The 9,442-nt window shown below is 56.7% G+C and carries 13 protein-coding genes; 7 read left to right on the forward strand and 6 right to left on the reverse strand.

Going from position 1 to position 9,442, the window contains the following annotated elements; genetic code table 11:
* The coding region (locus tag RTM06_RS07930; RefSeq protein ID WP_312181211.1) for a 4Fe-4S cluster-binding domain-containing protein at window positions 1-395 on the forward strand (395 nt) is incomplete at its 5' end.
* On the opposite strand, the gene RTM06_RS07935 is transcribed toward RTM06_RS07930, so the two are convergent.
* Complete coding sequence (locus tag RTM06_RS07935; RefSeq protein ID WP_312181212.1) at window positions 288-1,322, reverse strand: permease; 1,035 nt, start codon at window positions 1,320-1,322, stop codon at window positions 288-290. The genes RTM06_RS07930 and RTM06_RS07935 overlap by 108 nt on opposite strands.
* 239 nt (window positions 1,323-1,561) lie before the next feature.
* On the opposite strand from RTM06_RS07935, the gene RTM06_RS07940 reads away from it, so the two are divergent.
* Entirely contained in the window at window positions 1,562-2,080 is a 519-nt protein-coding gene (locus tag RTM06_RS07940) for a type 1 glutamine amidotransferase domain-containing protein (RefSeq protein WP_312181214.1), read from the forward strand.
* 36 nt (window positions 2,081-2,116) lie between these two features.
* Here RTM06_RS07940 and RTM06_RS07945 read toward each other — a convergent pair whose 3' ends face one another.
* Window positions 2,117-2,542 (reverse strand): YhbP family protein, encoded by a 426-nt coding sequence (locus RTM06_RS07945; RefSeq protein ID WP_312181216.1) that lies wholly within the window; start codon window positions 2,540-2,542, stop codon window positions 2,117-2,119.
* Window positions 2,543-2,622: 80 nt separating this feature from the next.
* Here RTM06_RS07945 and RTM06_RS07950 point away from each other — a divergent pair, with 80 nt between their 5' ends.
* Window positions 2,623-2,910, forward strand: coding sequence for a GIY-YIG nuclease family protein (locus RTM06_RS07950; RefSeq protein WP_061718453.1), 288 nt, complete (start codon window positions 2,623-2,625; stop codon window positions 2,908-2,910).
* Here the strand turns inward: RTM06_RS07950 and RTM06_RS07955 are convergent.
* Together RTM06_RS07955 and RTM06_RS07960 are read right to left on the reverse strand one after the other, a co-directional pair.
* Window positions 2,894-3,400, reverse strand: a complete 507-nt coding sequence (locus RTM06_RS07955) for an N-acetyltransferase (RefSeq protein ID WP_312181218.1) — start codon at window positions 3,398-3,400, stop codon at window positions 2,894-2,896. The two genes, RTM06_RS07950 and RTM06_RS07955, sit on opposite strands and share 17 nt — an antisense overlap.
* Window positions 3,394-3,918: an SCP2 domain-containing protein gene (locus RTM06_RS07960; protein ID WP_312181220.1), complete on the reverse strand. Its 525-nt coding sequence runs from the start codon at window positions 3,916-3,918 to the stop codon at window positions 3,394-3,396. Before RTM06_RS07960 ends, RTM06_RS07955 begins: the two co-directional genes overlap by 7 nt.
* Window positions 3,919-4,121: 203 nt before the next feature.
* On the opposite strand from RTM06_RS07960, the gene RTM06_RS07965 reads away from it, so the two are divergent.
* The 3 genes from RTM06_RS07965 to RTM06_RS07975 all read left to right on the forward strand — a co-directional run bounded on the left by RTM06_RS07965 (window position 4,122) and on the right by RTM06_RS07975 (window position 7,139).
* Complete coding sequence (locus RTM06_RS07965; protein ID WP_312181222.1) at window positions 4,122-5,117, forward strand: peptidase U32 family protein; 996 nt, start codon at window positions 4,122-4,124, stop codon at window positions 5,115-5,117.
* Between the two features lie 9 nt (window positions 5,118-5,126).
* Window positions 5,127-6,011, forward strand: a complete 885-nt coding sequence (locus RTM06_RS07970) for a U32 family peptidase (RefSeq protein ID WP_312181223.1) — start codon at window positions 5,127-5,129, stop codon at window positions 6,009-6,011.
* Window positions 6,012-6,128: 117 nt separating this feature from the next.
* Window positions 6,129-7,139: a luciferase-like monooxygenase gene (locus tag RTM06_RS07975; RefSeq protein ID WP_265300879.1), complete on the forward strand. Its 1,011-nt coding sequence runs from the start codon at window positions 6,129-6,131 to the stop codon at window positions 7,137-7,139.
* A gap of 3 nt (window positions 7,140-7,142) precedes the next feature.
* Here RTM06_RS07975 and RTM06_RS07980 read toward each other — a convergent pair whose 3' ends face one another.
* Entirely contained in the window at window positions 7,143-8,060 is a 918-nt protein-coding gene (locus tag RTM06_RS07980; protein ID WP_312181226.1) for an AraC family transcriptional regulator, read from the reverse strand.
* A 183-nt stretch (window positions 8,061-8,243) separates the two neighbouring features.
* On the opposite strand from RTM06_RS07980, the gene RTM06_RS07985 reads away from it, so the two are divergent.
* The gene (locus RTM06_RS07985; protein ID WP_312181228.1) at window positions 8,244-8,990 is read left to right on the forward strand and encodes a glucose 1-dehydrogenase; all 747 of its coding nucleotides are present in this window, start codon (window positions 8,244-8,246) and stop codon (window positions 8,988-8,990) included.
* A gap of 68 nt (window positions 8,991-9,058) precedes the next feature.
* On the opposite strand, the gene RTM06_RS07990 is transcribed toward RTM06_RS07985, so the two are convergent.
* Window positions 9,059-9,442: DbpA RNA binding domain-containing protein (locus RTM06_RS07990; RefSeq protein ID WP_312181230.1), on the reverse strand; the 384-nt coding region annotated here is incomplete at its 5' end.

Genomic DNA, 9,442 nt, shown 5'->3' on the forward strand with positions numbered 1-9,442 from the left:
CCGATCTTAACGATCGGCGCATTCCGCGTCAGGGCTTGTCGCTGAGCGGCGGCGATCCGCTGCATCCGCATAACGTGCCGCATGTGCGCCGCCTGGTGAAACGCGTGCGACGTGAATGTCCGGATAAGGATATCTGGCTGTGGACCGGCTACGAAATGGCGGAACTCAGTGCGGCGCAGCGCGAAGTGGTGGATGAAATTGATGTGCTGATTGACGGGCGTTTTATCGAAGCGGAAAAAGATGCGCGGCTGCTGTGGCGCGGCAGCCGCAATCAGAAGATTTGGTGGCTACGCCAGCCACAAGGCGAGCACGCCGAGCAGCATGCCGCTGCCTGCCACGCCGATCAGCGCGATCCACAGCGCCCGTGCGGGAAAGGCGCGATGCAACATCAATAACGACGGCACACTCACGGCGGGCAGCGTGACTAACAACGCCAGCGCGGGCGCAACGCCCATGCCCGCCAGCATCATGGTCTGCACAATCGGGATTTCCGCCGCGGTGGGAATCACAAACAGGCAGCCAGCAATCGCCATCAACATCACCCAAAACAGCGTGTTGCCCACCGCGCCATCCGCGTGCGGGAACAGCCAAACGCGGGCGGCACCGAGCAACAATACCGCGATGATATACAACGGAATGGTGTTGCAAAACAGCCGCCACATTACCCACAGCCAGCGCGTCAGAAACGGTTGCTCATCGCGTGCCGGGATAATGGGCGCGGCAACGGTCTGATCCGGCACACTACGCTGCACCAGCCACGCGATGCCCAATACCATCATTAAACCCGCCACCAGCCGAATCGCCGCAAAATTCCAGCCGAGCACAAAACCCATAAAAATCAGCGTTGCGGGATTGAGTAGCGGATTCGCCAGCCAAAACGCCATTGCCGCGCCGCTGGAAACCTGCGACTGACGCAAGCCAGCGGTCACCGGCGCGGCACAGCAGCTGCACATCATGCCAGGCAAACCTAATCCAGTGCCCATTAGCGTCGAGCCAAAGCGCGAGCTGCCCATCAGACGCAGCAGCCAGGCGCGTGGAATCAGCACCTGCACCAGCAATCCGAGGATCACGCCGAGCACCGCCGCTTTCCACACGGCGAGAAAATAGACCATGGCGTAATCGAGCGCTGCGCGCCACGGTGAGTCCGCCGCATTGGCCAAAATTGATTTACCTATTGAGTGCGTTTCGGCGGCAGTAAAGGCTTTGCCGTAATAAGGCTGCCATTTGACATAACACAGACCGATTACCACCACGGCGAGGAACAGCAGCGGTTTCCACCAGGCGAAGCGTGTCGCGGGGAAGTGAGAAGAGAGTTGAGTCATCACAAAATTCCGTATTCAACTGAATAACGATGCCGCGTTGAGATACGCGGCGGATAGGCCTTAGTGTTATTCAGGTCATTTCATTCCGCCATGTGGAAATCGCCTAAACTTGATCCGGGGCGGAAATTTACCTCCCGTGAGAATTGCCGACTGGCTTGCGTTTTGCGACATGGCTACCAGGCTTGTTGGGTTAGAAGTGCAACGAACATAAGGTTCGTGATCAACAAGGAGGAAAAAAGATGAGCAAGAAAATAGCGGTACTGATTACCGATGAATTTGAAGACTCAGAGTTTACCTCACCGGCGGAGGCTTACACTCAGGCAGGCCACGAAGTGGTTACCATCGAGTTTAAGGCCGGAAACATCGTCAAAGGTAAACAGGGTAAAGCTGAAGTCAACATCGACAAGTCTATTGATGATGTGAATGCAGCCGAGTTCGATGCGCTGCTGCTGCCCGGCGGACACTCTCCCGATGCTCTGCGCGGTGACGATCGCTTCGTCAACTTCACTAAAGAGTTTGTCGCCAGCGGCAAGCCGGTGTTTGCCATTTGCCACGGCCCACAGTTGCTGATCAGCGCGAATGGCGTGCGCGACCGCAAAATGACCAGCGTAAAAGCCATCGCTATCGATCTGCGTAATGCGGGTGCGGATTTTTACGATAAAGAAGTGGTGGTTGATGACAAGTTAGTCACCAGCCGCACGCCTGAAGACCTGCCCGCGTTTAATCGCGAATCGCTGCGGATTTTGAACGCGGCCTGATCTTTTCCCGCATTGAGGTCGCCATAAATGGCGACCCTACGGCCGGCTCCAGACAATCTTCTTGCCAAAGCCCAGCGCATTGTCAGTCATCTTCACTTCGTCGAGCATGATTTCCCACAGCGGCGCAGTGACTTTCTTCGCCACCGGAAAACGCTTCTGATAGGCGTGACGCGCCAGCGTTTCCCGCTCTCCATTTAACAGCTGGATTACGCCGCGATACTGCACGCCTTTGATCAACAACACGCTTTTCGGCTGGCCATTTACCGTGCCCGCCACGCGAGGATTTTCCTGGATTAATGCGCCATGGCGCGTATCCGGCTCGGTCATCAGCCAGAACGCCATGTTTGCGGCATCAAACACATAGAAGCAGTTGGCGCACCACAGATCGTCGCCGTGGCTGGCAGATAACGACAGCACGTGCTGTTTTTTTAAGTAGCGAATCAGATGAGCATGGTCGGACAAAATCGAACTCCGTGCGGCGAATAGCGATGCGGCATGAAGCGCGCTACACTGCCTGCCAGCTAATTTTCGAGATGAGTATGATGGAACAAGGCTGGCAGCTTTATCTGCTACAAACCGCCGCGGGCATGCTGTATACCGGCATCACCACCGATGTTAACCGTCGCCTGCAACAACATCAGCTAGGACGCGGCGCGCGTTCGCTGCGTGGCAAAGGGCCCTTAACGCTGGTGTTTCATTGCGATGCCGGCGATCGCGCTGCGGCGTCACGCCTCGAGTATCAGGTGAAGCAGCTGAGCCGCGCGCAAAAGCTGCTGCTGGTTGCGCAGCAGCCGCCCTGCTTAGTGGCCTGGTTCAGTCGAAACGATTAAACGGCTCGGCGAATTCGATTAGCCCTTCTGCACCAACAAACGCATCGTCAGCCAGTTTGTACACCTGAAAGGCCGCTTCGCTGCCTAACCAACGACAGTGCAAACCATGACGTGCCGCCGGTTCAAAGCCGAGTGGATTGTAAAACTCAGGATCGCCCAGCACCACCACGGCGCTGTAGCTGAACTCATTAAGTGAATCCAATCCTTCATACACCAGCTGTTTAGCAAGGCCCTGTTTGCGCATCGATTCATCCACGGCGAGCGGCGCCAACGCTACCCAGTTGCGGTCTTCTCCTTGCAGGGTCACCGGACTGAAAGCGGCATAACCCAGCACCTGACCTTCATCATCCGTGGCAACGACACCAAGAGTCAGCAAGCCATCTTCGCGCAGTTGCTGTATCAGTTCCGCTTCGGCAGCGGTAGCAAAACTGCGCTTTAACAGGCTATCGATGCCTGCTGCATCAACGCCAATTTCAGTACGAATCAACATGAGATCCCCGCGCGCGCCTCAGCGGCCTTCGCGTCCTGTTTCATTCCTGCCTCAATAAAAGCAGCGAGCTGCTGCAATCCCGTGCGTAATGGCGTGGGCATGGCATCCAGTTCAATGGCATCCATTAGGTTTTTCACCTCAAGTCCCAGCTCCGTGTCACCTTCAATCACCAAACGGCGTTGAAAGAACAACATATCGGGATCCGCTTTGCGTGCTGCCACCAGCAACAGATCGTTGGCTTCACCACGAAACCAGACATCAGCCTCGGTGTCGCGCGAAACGGTCAGGCGCCCTGCTTGCAGGGTGGTGATCCAGCGCAGATTCACATCGGCAACCTCGATCCCCAGATAACGCCCTTCCAGAAAGTCTAACTCACCTTCAGACAAAGCATGACGAAATTGCCAGTTTAGGAGTTGTTGCAGAATAGCTTTTTTTAGCGAGAAAGGGGTAATGGAAACGGGTAAAGCAAGGAATTCTGGGCCTTTTTCCACAATCAGACCGCGTAAGCGCGCAAACATTATCGATATTCCCTTCAGAAAATTTCATCTATTTTGCCACATCTGACCGACGTCGCCTCCACTGAGATCAAGGAAATCGCCACCTGTCTGGACGAAAAAGCTTCACTCCCGATCATCAATGCCGCTTTCACTGCCTTAAATCAACATTGCTGTCCGGTCAGTTATTTACACTCTTCGGCTTCAGAATCCGGGGAGGAAAATCTATGGAACTGCTGTGTCCGGCGGGGAATTTGCCTGCGCTGAAATCGGCGGTGGAGCATGGTGCTGACGCGGTGTATGTCGGCCTGAAAGACGATACCAATGCCCGCCACTTTGCTGGCCTCAATTTTACCGATAAGAAACTGGCTGAAGCCGCGCGCTATCTGCATCAGCATCGCCGCAAACTACATGTGGCCATCAACACCTTCGCCCATCCTGATGGGATGAATCGCTGGCAAAGCGCGATTGATGTTGCCGCTCAGAACGGCGCGGATGCGCTGATTCTGGCGGATATTGCCACGCTGGAGTACGCGGCCAAACGCTATCCGCAGGTTGAGCGTCATCTTTCGGTACAAGCCTCCGCCACCAATCTGCAGGCCATTCATTTTTATCATCGTCACTTTCAACTTAGCCGCGTTGTGCTGCCGCGCGTGCTCTCGATGCATCAGGTCAAACAGCTGGCGCGAGAAACGCCGGTGCCGCTGGAAGTGTTCGCCTTCGGTAGCCTGTGCATTATGGCCGAAGGCCGCTGCTATCTCTCATCCTGGCTGACCGGCGAGTCGCCTAACAGCGCAGGCGCATGCTCGCCAGCGAAATTTGTCCGCTGGCAACAGACGCCCAAGGGCATGGAATCACGCCTGAATGAAGTGCTGATTGATCGCTACGCGCCCGACGAGAGCGCAGGCTATCCCACATTGTGCAAGGGCCGTTATGAAGTGGATAACCAGCGCTATCACGTACTGGAAGAACCCACCAGCCTGAACACCTTGTCGCTGCTGCCAGAACTGCTGCGCGCCAACATTGCCTCGGTGAAAATTGAAGGGCGTCAGCGCAGCCCGGCGTATGTGGCGCAGGTGGCAAAAGTGTGGCGTCAGGCCATCGATCGCTGCATGGCATCGCCTGAGCAGTATGTCGTGCAGGACCCCTGGATGCAGGCGCTGGGCGAGTTATCAGAAGGCAGCCAAACCACGCTCGGTGCTTATCACCGCGACTGGCAATAAGGAGATCCCATGAAATACGCCATCGGGCCGGTGCTGTGGTACTGGCCAACAGAAACGCTGGAAACCTTTTATCAACGCGCCGCCGAGAGCAGTGCCGAAATCATCTATCTCGGCGAAGCGGTGTGCAGCAAGAGACGCGCGACGTCATTTAATCAATGGATGGACATCGCGCGCATGCTGGCGCTGCAAGGTAAGCAAGTGGTGCTGAGTACGCTGGCACTGCTGCAGTCACCCTCGGAAGTGAAGGAGCTGCGACGCTATGTCGAGAACGGTGAGTTCCTGCTGGAAGCCAATGACATCGGCACCGTGAACATGGCAGCAGAGCGCAAATTGCCGTTTGTCGCCGGACCAACCCTCAACGTGTATAACGCGCAAACGCTGCAACTGTTGCTGCAAGAAGGCATGACGCGCTGGTGCATTCCGGTGGAGATGTCCCGCGACTGGCTGATTCAGCTGCTGCAGCAGTGCGATGTGGCCGGCGTGCGCGAGCAATTTGAGGTGGAAGTGCTCGGTTATGGCCATCTGCCGCTGGCGTTGTCGGCCCGCTGCTTTACCGCACGCGCCGAGAATCGTGGCAAGGATGATTGCCAAACCTGTTGCATCAATTATCCCACTGGCCGCCGCGTGCTTTCACAGGAAGGCCAGCAGGTGTTTGTCCTCAACGGCATTCAGACCATGAGCGGCTATTGCTACAACCTCGGCAATGATTTGAGCGGCATGCATAACTGGATCGACATTGTGCGTCTGTCGCCACAGGGCGAAAGCACGCTCGCCGAAGTGGATCGCTTCCGCGCCAACGAAGCCGGTCAGGCCCCGCTGATGATGGCGCGCGGCAGCGACTGCAACGGATATTGGCGTCGCCTGGCCGGGATGGCGCTTGAAGGCGAGCGGTAAAGGCACATTCCGGCTATATTCCTGCGGTTATTAGCAGTTTTAATATGGGTAACGATGAGTAATACTCACAAGCGCAGGTCCGACTAAACACCTGCGCCATCCCTATTTGGAGTGCCCATGTCTGAGAAAAAAACTGTTCGCCTGTCCGTGTTGGATCTGGCGCCTATTCCACAAGGTTCCGCTGCACGCGATGCGTTCCATAATTCGCTGGCGCTGGCCCGTCAATCAGAAGCGCTGGGTTTCCACCGCTACTGGCTGGCTGAACACCATAATATGACGGGGATTGCCAGCGCCGCGACCGCAGTACTGATCGGCTATTTAGCCGCCAATACCGAAACGCTGCGCCTGGGCTCAGGCGGCATCATGCTGCCCAACCACGCGCCGCTGGTGATCGCCGAACAGTTTGGTACCCTCGAATCGCTTTATCCTGGCCGTATCGATTTGGGACTGGGCCGCGCGCCCGGTTCGGACCAACGCACCATGCTGGCGTTGCGTCGTCATCTTTCCAGCGCCCAGGCAGACAGCTTCCCGGAAGATGTTTCTGAACTGATTCGCTGGTTTGACGCCGAAGAGGGTGAACATCCGCCAGTTCAACCGGTGCCAGGTTTAGGATTGAAAATTCCGGTATGGCTGCTCGGTTCCAGCCTGTATAGCGCGCAATTGGCCGCTCAGCTTGGTTTGCCGTTTGCGTTTGCCTCGCATTTCGCGCCCGATCTGCTGTTCCAGGCGCTGCATATTTATCGTGAGAAATTTAAACCTTCGGCGCGTCTGGCGAAGCCGTATGCGATGGTGTGCGTCAACGTGGTGGCGGCCGACAGCGAGCGTGATGCGCGCTTCCTGTTCACCTCGATGCAGCAGCAGTTTATTAATCTGCGTCGCGGCAAACCGGGTCCGCTGCCCGCGCCGGTGGAGAACATGGATAATCTGTGGTCACCGTCCGAGCAATATGGCGTGCAGCAGGCGCTGAGCATGTCGATTGTCGGCGATAGCGATAAAGTGCGCAGCGGCCTCGCCGCGTTGATGCGTGAAACCCAGGCGGATGAAATTATGGTTAACGGCCAGATTTACGATTCGCAGGCGCGTCTGCGCTCCTTCGCGCTGGCAATGGAAGCGGCACGCACGCTGTAAACCTCATTGCGGTGGGTTCACCCACTCTGCACCCACCGCAATGGTTCGCGCGTCACGCGCCGGTGACTGGCCGTGAAAGCGGCTGTATTCGCGACTAAACTGCGAAGCACTTTGATAACCCACCCGATAACCCGCCGTTCCAGCATCCAGCTTCTCAATCAGCATCAAACGACGCGCCTCGTTGAGCCGCAGCTGCTTTTGATACTGCATCGGCGTCATCGCCGTTACCGCTTTAAAGTGATGATGCAGCGACGAAATACTCATTCCCACGCTGCTCGCCAGATGATCCATTTTCAATGGATGGTGAAAGTTTTCCCGTAGCCAGCGTGCGGCACGCGCCACTTTGTTGCCTGGCCGCTCCGTCAACGCCATGTTGAGAATGCGCGGTCCTTCTGGCCCGGTCAGCAGACGATAGAAAATCTCCTGCTCAATTAACGGTGCCAGCGCGGCAATGTCCTGCGGATGATCCAGCAACGCCACCAAACGCATCACTGCATCCACCAACGGCGGCGCAACTTTATGCACGGCGATACCGCGCTCGCTAACCGCCGTGCTGCCGAGATGATGGTGTGGAAAATGTTCCAGATAACGCATCAGACGCGTTTCGTTGATGGTGATGCCCACGCCGAGATTCGGCTTCTCTGGCGTCGCCATGACCACGCAGGATTGCACCGGCATATCGAGCGTCACCAGCAGTAAATCGCCCGGCCCGTAATGTATCACTTCATCGCCCATGCGCAGCGCTTTTTGCCCCTGCGCGATCAGGGCAAAACTGGCCCAGGTCGCCACATGCGCCAAACTGGTGGGCTGAGAGCTGCGGCCGAAAGAGAGAAAATCGATTGGGCAATAGTGACGACCATCCTGCGGCGCGTGGCGGGCAATGATTGCCACCAACTGCTGCCATTGTTCCTGATGAATCATGCGTTCTGCGCTCCGCGATAAGAAATCACTGAGTTGATATTCTCGCTTGTCGCTGGCGTTGCGCCTAGTCCTTGAGCAGCAGATTTGCAGGATCGTGCAAGAAGCTTGCAGGATTGCGCTACCGCCCGATTGTATGGACAGCGCATGCTTTATCTTCCCCGAAATCTCAGGTGGAGAGACACGATGAAAACACTTGAAGGCAAAATTGCGCTGGTGACGGGCGCTTCGAAAGGCATTGGTGCCGCTATCGCCATGACTTTCGCGGCGGCCGGTGCTCGGGTGGTGGTGAATTATCTTCAGGACGAAGTGGGTGCGGCGGATGTGGTGACCGACATCCAGGCGCTGGGTAGCGACGCCATTGCCGTCCAGGCTGATATCTCACGCGAGGCCGATGTGCAGCGCCTGTTCGCTAGCAGCATTGAGCAGTTTGGCGTACCCGATATTGTAGTGAATAACGCCGGCATTTTTCACCACGGTGACTTTGCCGACCTTAGCATCAGCGAAATGCATCAGCAGCTGAATGTGAATCTGCTGGGCACCTTGCTGGTGTGTCAGCAGGCGGCAAAACATTTCCCCGCTCGCGGCGGTTCCATCATCAACCTAAGCGCCTTAAATAGCCAACGCAGCACGCCCGGTTCGGTGCTGTGGGCGGCAACTAAAGGCGCGATCGATACTTTGACGCAGGGCCTCGCACGCGAGCTTGGGCCACGCAATATTCGCGTCAATGCGTTAGCACCCGGCATTATTTTGACCGAAGGTTTGCTGGCGGCGAAGAAGATGCATCCGGAGTTGAAAGCACAGCTGATTGCCGCTACCCCACTTGGACGCTTTGGCTTGCCGGAAGATGTGGCGCAAGTCGCGCTGTTTCTGGCATCGGAAGAGGCGGCATATGTTAGTGGTGAACGCGTGCTGATTGCCGGCGGCGTGTAAACTTTACTTTCCACCGGCATAAAAAAAGGGACGCATCAGCGTCCCTTTTTACTTTCAGCGTTTAACGCTTATGCGTCACGACGACGTGGTGCAGCTGCGCCTTCTGGACGTGGGCCACGGCCACCTTCACGGCTGAAGCGTCCGCCTTCGCGGCCACCTTCACGACGCTCGGAGAAGCGACGTGGAGCGCCTTCGCCACGTGGAGCACCCTCACCGCGCGGTGCGCCATTGCCACGGCGTTCGCCGCCAGCAGATGGACGACGTTCGCTACGCTCGTGCACCGGTGCATCACCCATCAGCTGCATATTCATCGGCTTGTTCAGAATACGCGTACGCGTGAAGTGCTGCAGTACTTCGCCCGGCATGCCTTTCGGCAGCTCGATAGTTGAGTGAGTACCGAACAGCTTGATGTTACCGATGTAACGGCTGCTGATGTCGCCTTCGTTAGCGAT

This window comes from Pantoea sp. CTOTU46764, from assembly GCF_031974595.1.
GTDB classification, from domain to species: domain Bacteria; phylum Pseudomonadota; class Gammaproteobacteria; order Enterobacterales; family Enterobacteriaceae; genus Pantoea; species Pantoea trifolii.